The sequence below is a fragment of the Streptomyces sp. MB09-02B genome, from assembly GCF_033794485.1.
Classification (GTDB): Bacteria; Actinomycetota; Actinomycetes; order Streptomycetales; family Streptomycetaceae; genus Streptomyces.
This window is the reverse complement of sequence record NZ_JARGEE010000232.1, coordinates 1-14,561: the sequence shown is the minus strand read 5'-3', so window position 1 is coordinate 14,561 and position 14,561 is coordinate 1. Positions and strand designations below refer to the sequence as shown.

Below are 14,561 nucleotides of genomic sequence, written 5' to 3'. Positions count from 1 at the left end.
TTTTTTGTGCTTCCTCGCCGCCTGTTTTTTGTATTGGTTTTTTGGTGGGGGGGTGTGTGTTGGTTTAGGTCGAGGGCGGGGCGTTTGGTGTGCCCCCACCTTGCCCACCCGGACGGGAAAACGCCCCGAATGAGCCTCCACGGTCTGCTAGACGTCGTAGTCAAGGACGCCCCCCTCGCGGAAGCGATCAGGGCGGCGTCCGACGGCCACCGCACCCACGTCGACCTGGTGGGCCCCCCGGCGGCCCGCCCCATCGCCGTGGCCGCCCTCGCCCGCGACGCCGGCCGCCCGGTCCTCGCCGTGACGGCGACGGGCCGCGAGGCCGAGGACCTGGCGGCGGCCCTGCGCTCCCTGCTGCCCCCGGACGGCGTGGTGGAGTACCCGGCGTGGGAGACCCTCCCGCACGAGCGCCTCAGCCCACGCAGCGACACCGTCGGCCGTCGTCTCGCCGTCCTGCGCCGCCTGACGCACCCCCGCCCGGACGACCCGGAGACCGGCCCGGTGTCGGTCGTGGTCGCCCCGATCCGCTCGGTCCTCCAGCCGCAGGTCAAGGGCCTCGGCGACCTGGAGCCGGTCGCGCTGCGCACCGGCGAGACGGCCGATCTGAACCGTACGGTCGAGGCCCTGGCGGCAGCCGCGTACTCCCGGGTCGAGCTGGTCGAGAAGCGCGGCGAGTTCGCCGTGCGCGGCGGCATCCTGGACGTCTTCCCGCCCACCGAGGAGCACCCCCTGCGGGTGGAGTTCTGGGGCGACGACGTCGAGGAGATCCGGTACTTCAAGGTCGCCGACCAGAGATCGCTGGAGGTGGCCGAGCACGGCCTGTGGGCCCCGCCCTGCCGTGAGCTCCTCCTCACGGACGACGTGCGCGCCCGCGCCCGCGACCTCGCCGAGCGCCACCCCGAGCTGGGCGAACTGCTGGGCAAGATCGCCGAGGGCATCGCCGTCGAGGGCATGGAGTCCCTCGCCCCGGTCCTCGTCGACGACATGGAGCTGCTGATCGACGTCCTGCCGAAGGGCGCGATGGCGATCGTGTGCGACCCGGAGCGGGTGCGCACGCGCGCGGCGGACCTGGTGGCCACCTCGCAGGAGTTCCTCCATGCGTCCTGGGCGGCCACGGCCGGCGGCGGCGAGGCGCCCATCGACGTCGGCGCGGCCTCCCTGTGGTCCATCGCGGCCGTCCGCGACCGGGCCCGTGAGCTGGACATGATGTGGTGGTCGGTGTCGCCGTTCGCCGCCGACGAGGAGCTGGACGCCGACACGCTGAAGCTGGGCATGCACGCCCCCGAGACCTATCGCGGCGACACCGCGAAGGCGCTCGCCGACACCAAGGGCTGGCTGGCCGACGGCTGGCGCACGGTGTTCGTGACCGAGGCCCACGGCCCGGCGGCCCGCACGGTCGAGGTGCTCGGCGGCGAGGGCATCGCGGCCCGGCTGGAGGCCGACCTGGCGGAGATCGCCCCGTCGGTCGTGCACGTCGCCTGCGGCTCGATCGACTACGGCTTCATCGACCCCGCCCTGAAGCTCGCCGTCCTCACCGAGACCGACCTGTCCGGCCAGAAGGCGGCCGGCAAGGACGGCGCCCGGATGCCGGCCCGCCGCCGCAAGACCATCGACCCGCTCACCCTTGAGGCGGGCGACTACATCGTCCACGAGCAGCACGGTGTCGGCCGCTACATCGAGATGGTCCAGCGGACCGTGCAGGGCGCGACCCGCGAGTACCTGGTCGTCGAGTACGCCCCCGCCAAGCGCGGCCAGCCCGGCGACCGCCTCTACATCCCCACCGACCAGCTGGAGCAGATCACCAAGTACGTCGGCGGCGAGGCGCCCACGCTGCACCGCCTCGGCGGCGCCGACTGGACGAAGACCAAGGCGCGCGCGAAGAAGGCGGTCAAGGAGATCGCCGCCGACCTCATCAAGCTGTACTCCGCCCGGATGGCGGCGCCCGGCCACGCGTTCGGCGCGGACACGCCCTGGCAGCGGGAGTTGGAGGACGCCTTCCCGTACGCGGAGACGCCCGACCAGCTGACGACGATCGCCGAGGTCAAGGAGGACATGGAGAAGACGGTCCCGATGGACCGCCTGATCTGCGGCGACGTCGGCTACGGCAAGACGGAGATCGCGGTGCGGGCCGCCTTCAAGGCCGTACAGGACGGCAAGCAGGTGGCGGTGCTGGTGCCGACGACCCTGCTGGTGCAGCAGCACTTCGGCACCTTCAGCGAGCGGTACTCGCAGTTCCCGGTGAACGTCCGGGCCCTGTCCCGCTTCCAGACGGACACCGAGGCCAAGGGCACCCTGGAGGGCCTGCGCGAGGGCGCGGTCGACATCGTCATCGGCACCCACCGGCTGTTCTCCTCCGAGACCAAGTTCAAGGACCTGGGCCTGGTCATCGTCGACGAGGAGCAGCGCTTCGGCGTCGAGCACAAGGAGCAGCTGAAGAAGCTGCGCGCCAACGTGGACGTGCTGACGATGTCCGCGACGCCGATCCCGCGCACGCTGGAGATGGCGGTCACGGGCATCCGCGAGATGTCCACGATCACCACACCCCCGGAGGAGCGCCACCCGGTCCTGACCTTCGTCGGCCCGTACGAGGAGAAGCAGATCGGCGCGGCGATCCGCCGTGAACTCCTGCGCGAGGGCCAGGTCTTCTACATCCACAACCGGGTGGAGTCCATCGACCGGGCGGCGGCCCGGCTGCGCGAGATCGTGCCCGAGGCACGGATCGCGACGGCCCACGGCCAGATGTCGGAGCAGGCTCTGGAGCAGGTCGTCGTCGACTTCTGGGAGAAGAAGTTCGACGTGCTCGTCTCCACCACGATCGTGGAGTCGGGGATCGACATCTCCAACGCGAACACGCTGATCGTGGAGCGCGGAGACACCTTCGGTCTGTCGCAGCTGCACCAGCTGAGGGGCCGGGTCGGCCGGGGCAGGGAGCGCGGTTACGCGTACTTCCTCTACCCGCCGGAGAAGCCGCTGACCGAGACCGCCCACGAGCGTCTCGCGACCATCGCCCAGCACACGGAGATGGGCGCCGGTATGTACGTGGCGATGAAGGACCTGGAGATCCGGGGCGCGGGCAATCTGCTGGGCGGCGAGCAGTCCGGCCACATCGCGGGCGTCGGCTTCGACCTGTACGTACGGATGGTCGGCGAGGCGGTCGCGGACTACCGGCGGCAGCTGGAGACCGGGGAGATCGAGGAGGAGCCGCCGCTCGAGGTCAAGATCGAGCTGCCGGTCGACGCGCACGTCCCGCACGACTACGCGCCGGGCGAGCGGCTGCGGCTGCAGGCGTACCGGGCCATCGCCTCCGTGAACACCGAGGCCGACATCGCCTCCGTGCGCGAGGAACTCGTCGACCGGTACGGCAAGTTGCCCGAGCCGGTGGAGAACCTGTTGCTGGTGGCCGGGCTGCGCATGCTGGCCCGCGCCTGCGGCGTCGGTGAGATCGTCCTCCAAGGCACCAACATCCGCTTCGCCCCGGTGGAGTTGCGGGAGTCGCAGGAGCTGCGCCTGAAGCGGCTGTACCCGGGCACGGTCATCAAGCCGGCCGCGCACCAGGTGCTGGTGCCGCGCCCGAAGACGGCGAAGGTGGGCGGGAAGCCGCTGCTCGGGCGGGAACTGCTGGGCTGGACCGGGGAGTTCCTGGCGTCGATCCTGGGGTCGTAGGGGTTCGCGCACCCGTCCCCCGGCCGGCCTCGGTGTCGAGCAGGGGGGACGGGGAACCCCCGCAGGACCGCGTACGAGCACAGGCAGAGGAAAGGGGTGTCGCGTGGTGCGTCTGAGGGGTGGGGTCGCCACCGTCGCTCTGGTATTGGTCACCGCGACCGGCTGCGAACTGGACGACGCGGGCGGCGCGGCCGGACCGCAGGAGGTGCCCGGCGGGGGCGGTGCCGCGTTCGCCGCCGCGGAGGGGCTGACCGTCAAGGGCCGGGCGCCCAAGAGCAATTACGACCGCGGCGAGTTCGGCAGTCCCTGGGCCGACACGGACTCCAACAGCTGCGACACCCGCGTTATCTCTATGCTTCGCGCCGTGATGGACCTGTTCTCGCAGCGTATGCAGGGTGTGGTCGGCTGTGCGGGATGAGAGGCACGTGAGTTACGGGCTCCCGCGGACTCGCGGGAAGAAGGCTGTGCTTTCGACCGTGGTTGTCGCCGCGTTCGTCGCAGGCTGTGATGGCCTGGAGCCGGGCGGAAGTTCCGCAGGATCCGGACCGGACGCAGTTGCCGGCCAGGCGGTGAGCCCGTTGACGAATCCCGACGGGACGAAGCCGGGGCTCGCCGCGCTCACGTCGGAAGCGGACAAGGCCAACGCACGCAAACTCATCCAGGGACTCACTACAAAGGGGCGTGGGCCGAAGACGGGCTACGAACGGGATGAGTTCGGCTACGCGTGGATGGATACGGCGGACGGGGTGCCGCTGGCGAGGAACGGTTGTGACACGCGGAACGACTTGTTGAGACTCCATGGGAGGCACGTGCAGTTCCGTTCGGGTTCCGACTGCGTGGTTGTTGCGATGGACCTGTACGACCCGTACACCGGCAAGGACATCTCTTGGAAGAAGGCGAAGGCCACCGAGGTGCAGATAGACCACGTGGTCCCGCTCTCCTACAGCTGGCAGATGGGCGCCGCCCGATGGCCGGAGAGCAAGCGCAAGCAGCTGGCGAACGACGTGCTCAATCTGCTTCCTGTCGAAGGGCGCGCCAATTCGGCGAAGCGGGACTCGGGGCCCGCGTCCTGGTTGCCGCCGAACAAAAAGATCCGGTGCTCGTACGTGGTGCGCTTCGCGCAGGTCGCCGACAAGTACGAGCTCCCGGTGACGGCGGCGGACAAGGCGATGATGATGAAGCAGTGCGAAGGCTGATCGAGCCGCAGTGACGTGGGAAAACGCCATCGCTTTGGGACTGTGGGACACGTACGCTTCCCGCTGTGGCTGACCGCATACAGAAGATCGTGACGGAACTGCCGGGCCTGAAGAGCGTCACCGACGTCTGGAAGGCGGCCGACCGTCGCCTGGCGCAAGGGGACGCCGCCTTCGTCGCGGACCTCGGCATCGCGCTCGCCGGGGCGTACGGCTCCGAGCCCAGGCCGATCTGGCAGTACGGGAGCGTCTTCGACCACCTGCTCCGGCTGCTGGCCACTAATCCCGGCCCCGGGAACGTGAGGCAGGCGCTACGGCTGGTCTCCTCGATGGAAGCCGCGCACAGGAAGCTGGACCACTACACGGCATCGTTGCTGGCCTCCAGCCACCCGGCAGAGGAACTCGCCGAGGCGTTCACCGGCAACGCCTCCGAGGAACTGCGTGCCTGCCTGGTCCATGAGCTCGTACTCAGGGGCGTCGCAGTCACGCAGACGCCGGGGATCGCAGGGTGGGCGACATCGCCGCACTGGAAGCACCATCCACTGGGATGGCTGCCGCTGGCGTTGTCGGACGTGGAGGGACAGCCGGATCTGCCGAGCTACAGCACCCAGGGCAGCAGCCACTCGATGCCGTACGGCCCGTCGGAGAACGGTCGCGTGGTGGTCGAACGCGGGGCGCACGTGCCGCCGGTCGAGGAGACGACGACCCCTGCCGTTGCCAAGGGCATCAGCGCGGCCGTGGCGAACTGGGCAGATGAGTCCAACGGCCGGATCGAGGCACGAGTCTTCGACCTGGCGGCTCCCCTGGATGCCGAATCGGTACCGAGCGCGTTGCTGGCACTGGGACTGGAGTGCCTGAAGGATGCGGGGAGGAAGACCGCCTTCTCGGTCATGGCCTGTCCGCCGGACCGGGCATGGCGGGTGCTCTTCGCCGCCGCCTCCTCGGGAGGGGCGTACAACTCGGGTGCTCGCGGCGCCTACGGCCGACTGGCCGCGTGGCAGTCCCTGGCCAGCCTCGCCGGGGCCGCGGAGGGTCCCCCTGTAGAGACGGTCGAGGCACGTGCACGGGAGTGTGCCTGGTACGTCTTCGACGCCGACACCCAGTGGTTCGAGCGCGTGGCCTGGGACATCGGCCTGGCCGCAGTGTCTCCAGAAAGCCGATGGCTTGCGGTGCTGGCCGCGACGGACACCGACTGAGCAAGCCCCGCAATTGCTTCGGTAATTGCTTCGGTGAAGCTTGACCACTTTGCAGACGTCCCTCGTGGCCGTCCAGCCGACGGCATGGGAGCCGGCCGGACAGTCGCGAGACGCGGTCGTGCAGAGCGCGGGCTACGAGGACGGAACGGCCCGCATGGCGCGGCGGAGACTAGCCCGGGCGGCGGTGAGATCGTCTTCCGTCTCACTCAGCCTGCCCTCCAGGGCGGCGATCCGACTTCTGGCCTCTGACAGCTGCTCGTTCAGAGCGGTGTCCCGCTGCTCCAGTTGTTGCACCCGCTGGATCAGCTCGTTCTGGTCCACTCCGTCCAACTCGGCACCGAGAGACAGCCGGACCCGGTTCAAGAGCCGGTCACGTTCCCTCTTGAGATCCTTGATCTCTTCGCGTGCCAAGGCGAGGTCCGTCCGCAACCCGGCAGGGGACACCTGCCGCGCCACCGGAACGGGGGCGTCCTGGCTTACCTGTTCTCGCTGGGCGGTGATGCCGTCCTGAAGGGCCTGGTGCACCTGGGGCTGGTTGTAGACGAACCACGTGGACACCCCCGCGTCCCGGGCCACCTGGCTGACGGTGACGCGCCGTCCCGAGCGGAGAAGGCAGGCCACTGCATCGAGCGCCCGCCTGGTCTTCTCCTCGCTGTCCTTGGCGCGGCTGGCGCGCAGGCGCTCGACCCGTGCGTTGCGGTCATTGCCGCCTGAAGCGGCGGGATTCTTCATTCGGGGCTCCGTGTCGTCAGTGCCTGCAAGGGGACGAAGGCCGCTGCGGACCGGGCCTTGCGCAGCTCGCGCGAGGCGGATTCGACGACCGCGCGCTCCTCGGCGGGCAGCGCGTCGAGCTTCCTCCGCATCTCGTCGGCTGACTTCGAGTACGCGCGGATCTGGTCGTCGAGATTGCGAACAACCCAGTCCGCAGCCTCCATCGCCAGGGCGGCCTCCTTGTCGGCCCGCAGGTCCGCGATCTGCTGTTCCAGGGCTGGCAGGTAGGAGGGGTCGGGCCGGTAGAAGTCGCATCCAGCACACTGGAAGCGGATGCGGCAGTGCCCGCCTCCGGCCTTGACGTTGCTCGGTTCGGTACAGCCGCCGTATGGGACCCCGACGCTCTCCACTTCGTAGGCCAGTGGGTCGCCGAAGCCGCGGGATTCCCCGTGCCGGTCGACGGCGAATGCCGCGACCGTTCGCACGGCTTCCTGTTTCCGGCTGAGGGAGACCTTGTAGTAGCCCATGGTGACGTCCAGCGACCGGTGGTCCATGAGTTCCCGGAGTACGTCCGGTCGGGTTCCGGCGTCCGCGTGACGCTGGGCGTAGGCGTGGCGGAAGCCGTAGGGGACGATCTTGGCGCGGTCGTATGCCAGTGGTTCGCCGTTGTCGCCCATGCGCTCGTCCCAGATGCCGGGGATGAGCTCGTCGACCCAATTGCGGAAGATACGGCTGCAGAACTGTGCCGAGGTGAGGTGGCGACGGCGGGGGCGGTTGCGTTGACCGGGGGACGGGAAAAGCCACTGAGTGCAGGCCGGTACCGGAGGGAGGGTTTCCAGCTCCTTCTGCCAGGCCTCGATCTCCCGGGCGGTGCTCTCGGAGATCGGCAGGCGGCGGCCGTGGCGGCGCCGTTTGTGGTTGTCGTAGATCAGCGTCGGTTTGCCGTCGATCCACTCCAGACAGTCCCGCCGCAGGCTGGTGACCTCGCCCGGTCGGCGACCTGTGTCCCTCAGGACTGTGTAGACCACCTGGTACATACGGGCGAAGTCGGCAGTGGTCCAACCGCCGCTCTCGTAGGCCGTGGACGTGCCCAGCAGGTCGATGTGCGCATCGAGTTGGGCGATGACGTGTTCGGGAACGGCTCGGCCGATGTCGTCCTCGCTCACTTCGATCGCCGCGATGGTGTGGAAGCGAGGATTGATGGCGAACCCACCGGGGATGTGGTCCATCATTCCGGCTTGCCGAGCGAACTCGAGGAACGCACGCCAGCGCCGCAGCAGTGCTCGCCTGTGGCTTGTCGAGTGGTCGTGCCCGTCCTCAGGACGCTTGGTGACACGGAAATGGTCCACTACGGCGTTCATGTCCGCCATCGACAGCCGCTCAGGGGTGTCGCCCTCGGAGCGGTGAACCAGCGCGGCCGACGCGATGGTCGCGGCGTACACGGTCTGCCTCAACTCCAGAACATCGGGACGCGTCACGCGCCCGTACTCCTTGACGAGATCTCGCAGCCACCTCTGTCGCACCGGCCGGAAGTCGATCACGCCGTGAACAGCCTTGTACTTCCTTCCCCGCCCCGCCGTGAGGCCTACCAACGAGCATTCCCATACGTCGCCCGAGGTGGGGTCGGCGCCTTCGAATTCCGCCCGGGCACGTCGGACGTGAAGGAGGACGTCTTTGAGTACGCCTCTGGAGGCAGCGGGGAGTTTGGAGGAGACGCCGGAGTCAAGACTCAGGAGGGAGCCGAGTTCCTGCGGGAGACCGGCCACGATGCGGCGCATGCGTTGGGGGACGAGGCTGATTCCAGTGTCGTCGCGTTGCTGAAGCCCATACAGAATCTCCTGTCGCACGGCTGGGGAAACTTGTGCCAGAGAGAACTGGGAGACCCCTGGCTTCACTCCGTCCGTGTCGTTCGGCCGTCGACGAGCCACCACCGGGGTGTACGTCGTGTCGAAGTCCGCAGGATTTCCTCTGCGGAGACGGGCCTTGCGGCAGGCGTTGCAGCGACTGCCGTTGTTTCCGACGTGCGTGGAGCAAGCCGGGACTACGCAGGTGAATACGTGGGTCGTCGGATTGTCTGGATCAGCTGTGAAAAGCGCCTTGGTCGGATCCCATTCGGTCGTTCGCCAACCGGAAGCCAGGCGTTCTGCGAGCCAGGCGGACCAGTCGGTGAGCGGGGTTGACTGTGGGGGAACCGCGGCGAGCACGGTGCTCGATGTCATCGCGCGATCTCCAGGGTGAGGCTGTCGACGGCCGAGCGAAGGTCCTCGTCCTGAGCGTGGAGATAGACAGCCGTGCTCGCCGACGACGCATGCCCCAGCAAGGTCTTTACGACATCGGGCGCCACGCCGCTGCGAATCCAGCGGGTTGCCGCTGTGTGCCGCATCATGTGCGGCCGGGCGCGCAGGCCGCAACGGTCACCGATGCGCTCGATGACCTGCTTCGCGTTCGAGTACGACATCGGACGGCCCGCCCAGCGGCCGACGAGATTCACGAAGACGTAGTCACAGCCTGCCGCTCCGAAAACGTCTTCCCGCTCGGCCAGATACTCGCGGTACCGGTGAACGGCGGTCTGAGCGAGGGGCACCGCACGGTGCCGGCCGGCCTTGGCGCGTGCCCCGTTCTCGTTGTCCTGGCGGGGGCGGATGTGCAGGTGGGCGCCACCGGTCCGGCAGCCTAGATGTGTGGAATCCGGGAGTAGGTGCATGTCCTCACGCCGCAGCCCGAGGGCTTCGCCGATGCGGAGGCCCGCCTCCACCAGGACGGTCAGCAGCAGCCGGTCACGCGCGGTGCGAGCGGCATCGAGAATCTGATCCGTCTGGGCACCGGTGAGAGCCTGCGGTGCCCGCTCGATCTCGGGCGTCTTGAGAACCCGGGCCTTGACCATCAGATGCTGGCCACCCTCGCCGGGGGCGAAGCCCACCGGGGCATGGGTGAGGAAGCGCGGTTCGCTGAGACGCGCTGCGACCTCGTGATCCACATGGCCCTGGACCGCGCAGAAGCGGAGGAACTCGCAGACCGCGGTGAGCGTGGCGTTGACCGTCTTGCCGGTCGGAAGCCGTCCGTACCGGGTCGGTGTCCGCTCGACGTGGAACTTGAACAGGCTCATGTCCCCGAGTCGGGCGGCCTTCCAGTCGGCGCCCCGCTCCGTGCACCAGTTGAGAAAGCGGCCGATTCTGGGGATGTATGCGCGCTGTGTCTGCGGTGACCGCCCGGCTCCGCGCAGGTACAGGGAGAACTCGCGGGCCTCGGGGTGAGGCGCGAAAGTCTCCTCGTCGACCAGCAGCCAGGTGATCTCGCCGGTGGCAGGCGACACGGCCTTCTCTGCACGTAACGTCACGGGATCTGCTTCCTGTCTCCGATGCCACTCATGTGCCTCATGGCATGACTGATAACTGCGAGGGACAAGAAGGCGTTACGGCTGTGCCTCATGTGCATCGAGGTCAGGAGGGAGATAGAGATAACCCGCGACGACATACTCAAGCGCGACCTGGACGAGGTGAGGTTCCGGGCCGACGACTGCACGGTGGTCTCCGGTGTGCTCGACCCGGACCCGTACACCGGGGAGGACGTGCCGTACGTCCGGGGCCGCAGCAAGATCGACGTGGACCACATCGTGGCCCTCTCCGACGCCTGGCAGAAGGGCGCCCAGCAGTGGGACGACAGCAAGCGGATCGCCCTGGCGAACGATCCGCTCAACCTGCTCGCGGTCGACTCGGGCACCAACCGCGGCAAGGGCGACGGTGACACGGCCACCTGGCTGCCGCCCAACAAGGCCTACCGCTGCACCTATGTGGCCGCCCAGGTCGCGGTGAAGGCGAAGTACGGCCTGTGGGTCACCTCCGCCGAACAGGACGCCATGAAGCGGGTCCTCGGCACCTGCCCCGAGCAGAAGCTGCCCACGGGCGGCAACCCGACGAAGGCGCCGGCCCGTTTTCACGCGGACTGACGCCTCGGCGGTGCCGCCTCGCGGCGTGGTGGGTCAGCTGAAGTCCTCGTCGAGGTCGACGACCTTGCCCTTGGGGGCCTCGGCCGGCACCGGCTTGTCGAAGTCGGTGAAGACGAGGTCGCCGGGCTCCTTCGCGGACTTGCTGACGACCCGCAGCAGGTACGGCTTGCCCTCGGTGGCGACGTACAGGGTGTAACTGTCCTTGCCGTCCTTCTCGTTCAGGGTGAAGGCCGGGGTGCCGTCGACCTCGGCGGTCTTGCCGCGCGTGGCGTCGGAGTCGACGTCCTCGAAGTCGGCGAGGACGGTGTCGAGGTCGCAGAAGCTCGCGATGTCCTGGGAGTCCGCGGACTTCGCGGACGTCTTGGTCCACTTGCCGGCGAGCATGTCGACGACCATGTCGGCCTCCTCCTTCGAGGAGTCCTTCGACTGGGCGCGCAGGAAGGCCTCGTCGTACTTCATGTACAGGGTGTCGCCGACCTTGATCAGCTCGGCCTGGCCCTCGCCGCCGATGCTCATGGTGCCGGCGCAGTCGCCCTTCTTGTTCATCGCCATGTCCATCTGGACCGTGCCGCCGGCCGAGTCGTCCTGGATCTCGCCCTTCATCCGGAGCGATTCGGCGTCCGAGGTGGCCTTCACGGCCTTGTCGGCGATCTCGCCGCCGCTCAGGCCCGCGAAGGGGCCGTCGGCCTTGTCGTCGCCGGGCAGACATCCGGTGAGCGAGAACGTGGCCGCGGCGGCGATGCAGAGAGCGGCGAGAGCGGTGCGACGCATGGGAGTTCCCCCCTGGGAATCGATGGGTGAGGCGGAGCGGCGGGCGTCGTACACAGCGCGCAGATGTGTGATCGCCTGGATCGGACGGTCCGCCGTTCGATGGGTCAATAAGAGCAGAGCCTGTGAACCGAGTCAACACGGTTCACGGATTCCAGTGTGTTCACGGTGTGAAGGGGTAGATCTTGCGTGCGTCGGTATGCTCGACGTCACACCACCAGGTACGAGGGGAGCCGGGCGCGTGCAGGGGAACCAGACAGAGGTCACGGCCGCGGACATCGCGCGGCTCGCCGGGGTAGGGCGCGCCGCCGTCAGCAACTGGCGCCGACGGCACGCCGACTTCCCCAAACCGGTCGGCGGCACCGAGACCAGCCCGGCCTTCGCGCTCAGCGAGGTCGAGGAGTGGCTGCGCGACCAGGGCAAGCTCGCCGAGGTGCCCCTGAGGGAGCGCGTCTGGCAGCAGGTCACCGGTCACCCGGAAGGCCCCGTCACCGCCCTGGTGCACACCGGCTGCGCCCTGCTCCTCCTCCACGACCGGCCCCTGGCCTGGCTGGAGTTGAGCGCCGTCCCCGACGACGGGGATCTGGCCCGGACGCTGCCCGAGGCACTGGCGGAGGTCCTCGTCCCGCGCTTCGGAGCGACCCGTGAGCCCGCCGTACCCCGGCCGCGGCCCGCCGAACTCCTGCCCTCGATCCCCCTGCTGCGCGGCGCCACCGAACTCGCGGCCGATCTGGGGGCGCGGCAGACCTTCGAGTTCCTGCTCGCCCGGCACCTCGACGCCAACCCGCGCCAGTACACGCTCACTCCCAGTGAACTCGCCGAGCTGATGGCCGAACTCGTCGGGCCCGCCCGCTCGGTGCTCGACCCGGCCTGCGGCACCGGCGCCCTCCTGCGCGCCGTCGCCGCCCGCCCCGACCAGGAGCTGTACGGCCAGGACAGCTCCGGCGAACTGGCCGCCCTCACCGCGCTCCGGCTCGCCCTGCGCACCGGGAGCACCGTCCGCACCGCCCCGGGGGACAGCCTCCGCGCGGACGCGTACGAGCATCTCAGGGCCGAGGCCGTCCTGTGCCACCCGCCGTTCAACGAGCGCAACTGGGGCCACGACGAACTCGCCTACGACCCGCGCTGGGAGTACGGCTTCCCGGCCCGCACGGAGTCCGAACTCGCCTGGGTGCAGCACACGCTGGCCCGCCTGGTGGACGGCGGCACCGCCGTGCTGCTGATGCCGCCGGCCGCCGCGAGCCGCCGCTCCGGGCGCCGTATCCGCGCCGATCTGCTGCGCCGGGGCGCGCTGCGCGCCGTGATCGCCCTGCCGGTCGGCGCTGCGCCCCCGTACAACATCCCGCTGCACCTGTGGGTGCTGCGCAGGCCCGGCAAGGCCGCCGTGCCACCGCAGTTGCTGCTCGTCGACACCGGGCGGCTGGTGCCCGAGGGGCGGAGCGGGTTCGACTGGGCGGCCGTGCGCACCGCCGTGCTCGACGCCTGGCGGCCCTTCGACCGGGGGGGCGGGACGGCGGAACAGCCGGGGCTGAGCCGAGCGCTGCCGGTCATCGACCTGCTCGACGACGACGTGGACCTGGCCCCCGCCCGGCACCTGCCGCCCCCGGCCGCGGGCGGCGGCGCCGAGGAACTGACCGCCGTACGCGAACGCCTCGGCGAGACCCTCCGGCTGACCGCCGACCTCACGCCCCCGCTCGCCGAGGAGGCGCCGTCCGCGCGCTGGCCGCTCACCACGGTCGGTGAACTCGCGCGCGGCGGAGCCCTGGTGCTGCGCACCGGCGGGAACGGCCCCCACGCGCGCGTGCTCACCGACCACGACGTCCTGGCCGGCACGGCCCCCTCGGGCACGCTGCCGGAGACCGGTGGCGAGGCCCCCGTCCTCGTCCAACCCGGCGACGTCGTCGTCCCCGTCCTCGGGGGCGGCGGTATCGCACGGGTGATCGACGAGGAGACCGCAGGCGCGGCCCTCGGCCGCAACCTGACCCTGCTGCGCCCCGACACGGCCGCGCTCGACGCCTGGTTCGTCGCCGGTTTCCTGCGCTCCACCGCCAACAGCCGCCAGGCCAGCAGCTACGCCTCCACCGCGACCCGGCTCGACGTCCGCCGTCTCCAACTGCCCCGTCTGCCCCTGGACCAGCAGCGCCGCTACGGCGAGCGGTTCCGCGCCCTCGCCGCCTTCGAGGACGCCCTGAGGCAGGCCGGCCGCCTCGGCGAACGCCTGGTGCGCGGCATGTACGACGGCCTGACCGACGGCACGGTCGCCCCGGACTGAGCCGGCGACAGCCGTCCCCGCCCCGCCGACTCCCCGCCGACCGCCCCGCTCCGCCGACTCCCCGCCCCGCCAACTCCCTCGCGCCGCCCGCTCCCATGCCTACCGGACGGAACCGCTCCGCCCGGGACGGCGTGACCAGCACTGCGGTACTACAACGGTTGTCCACAACCCTGGACCTCATGTCGTCGTCGACCGATACCCTCGGGACGACATCGCACATCCGCTCTCACCAGGCCCTCAGGAGCAGCCATGCAAGGCCACGGCTACGCGCCGACACCGCCCCCCGGCCCCGATCAAGGGGGCCAGGTCACACTCCGTGTGATCTTCGTGGTGGTCGCGGTCATGAGCTGCGGTCTGCTCGCCTGGGCCTGCCTGCTGCGGCTCGCCTCGGTGACCCGCAGGCCCCGCGACTGGTGGCTGTTCGCCCTGGCGATCATCCACATCATCGTGACGCTCTACATCATCGGCACCGACCCGGGCGAGGAGGAGTTCACCACCTGGCGCGGTGACGTCGGCATGGGGCTGCTCCTCGGCGGACTCGCGGCGATCGTCGCGTACTACCTGTACGCGGACATACGTCACTTCAGCCGCGCCCGTACGGTCGCGCCGTCGCCGTACGCCCAGACCACGGCGTACTCGGGGCAGACCGGGTACACCACCCAGCCGTCCGGCTACAACCCCCAGCCGTCCGGCTACAACTCCCAGCAGTCCGGGTACAGCTACCCGCCGGTCCAGGCCCCCCAGCCCTACACCTGCCCCTTATACACATTCCCGAGCCCACGAGAAAGGCAAAAATACCTAATACCTTTTTT

At 69.6% G+C, this 14,561-nt stretch carries 10 protein-coding genes and 1 pseudogene; 7 read left to right on the top strand and 4 right to left on the bottom strand.

What is annotated here, in order from left to right; genetic code table 11:
* Nucleotides 1–129: 129 nt before the first annotated feature.
* From mfd to P1P70_RS27740, 4 genes are all read left to right on the top strand, one after another.
* Nucleotides 130–3,663 carry a transcription-repair coupling factor gene (gene mfd, locus P1P70_RS27755; protein ID WP_319242410.1) on the top strand — a complete coding sequence of 1,178 codons (3,534 nt, stop codon included), beginning with the start codon at nt 130–132 and terminating at the stop codon, nt 3,661–3,663.
* 103 nt (nt 3,664–3,766) lie between these two features.
* Nucleotides 3,767–4,081, top strand: a complete 315-nt coding sequence (locus P1P70_RS27750; protein WP_319242408.1) for a hypothetical protein — start codon at nt 3,767–3,769, stop codon at nt 4,079–4,081.
* A gap of 46 nt (nt 4,082–4,127) precedes the next feature.
* Complete coding sequence (locus P1P70_RS27745) at nt 4,128–4,859, top strand: HNH endonuclease family protein (RefSeq protein ID WP_319242406.1); 732 nt, start codon at nt 4,128–4,130, stop codon at nt 4,857–4,859.
* Between the two features lie 65 nt (nt 4,860–4,924).
* Nucleotides 4,925–6,052: a DUF6183 family protein gene (locus tag P1P70_RS27740; protein ID WP_319242405.1), complete on the top strand. Its 1,128-nt coding sequence runs from the start codon at nt 4,925–4,927 to the stop codon at nt 6,050–6,052.
* Nucleotides 6,053–6,184: 132 nt separating this feature from the next.
* On the opposite strand, the gene P1P70_RS27735 is transcribed toward P1P70_RS27740, so the two are convergent.
* The 3 genes from P1P70_RS27735 to P1P70_RS27725 form a co-directional block, all read right to left on the bottom strand.
* Nucleotides 6,185–6,784: a DUF6262 family protein gene (locus P1P70_RS27735; RefSeq protein WP_319242403.1), complete on the bottom strand. Its 600-nt coding sequence runs from the start codon at nt 6,782–6,784 to the stop codon at nt 6,185–6,187.
* Nucleotides 6,781–8,241, bottom strand: a complete 1,461-nt coding sequence (locus P1P70_RS27730; protein WP_319242401.1) for a site-specific integrase — start codon at nt 8,239–8,241, stop codon at nt 6,781–6,783. The genes P1P70_RS27735 and P1P70_RS27730 overlap by 4 nt, the downstream gene beginning before the upstream one ends.
* Before the next feature lie 737 nt (nt 8,242–8,978).
* Nucleotides 8,979–10,100 carry a tyrosine-type recombinase/integrase gene (locus P1P70_RS27725; protein ID WP_319242399.1) on the bottom strand — a complete coding sequence of 374 codons (1,122 nt, stop codon included), beginning with the start codon at nt 10,098–10,100 and terminating at the stop codon, nt 8,979–8,981.
* Between the two features lie 123 nt (nt 10,101–10,223).
* Between P1P70_RS27725 and P1P70_RS27720 the strand changes: the two are divergent.
* Nucleotides 10,224–10,709, top strand: a pseudogene (locus P1P70_RS27720) (HNH endonuclease family protein); the annotation flags it as partial.
* A gap of 33 nt (nt 10,710–10,742) precedes the next feature.
* Here P1P70_RS27720 and P1P70_RS27715 read toward each other — a convergent pair.
* On the bottom strand, nt 10,743–11,480 hold the full coding sequence (locus P1P70_RS27715; protein ID WP_319242397.1) for a hypothetical protein: 738 nt from the start codon (nt 11,478–11,480) through the stop codon (nt 10,743–10,745).
* A 238-nt stretch (nt 11,481–11,718) separates the two neighbouring features.
* Here P1P70_RS27715 and P1P70_RS27710 point away from each other — a divergent pair, with 238 nt between their 5' ends.
* Nucleotides 11,719–13,749 carry an N-6 DNA methylase gene (locus P1P70_RS27710; RefSeq protein ID WP_319242395.1) on the top strand — a complete coding sequence of 677 codons (2,031 nt, stop codon included), beginning with the start codon at nt 11,719–11,721 and terminating at the stop codon, nt 13,747–13,749.
* A gap of 249 nt (nt 13,750–13,998) precedes the next feature.
* Nucleotides 13,999–14,561: hypothetical protein (locus P1P70_RS27705; protein WP_319242393.1), on the top strand; the 563-nt coding region annotated here is incomplete at its 3' end.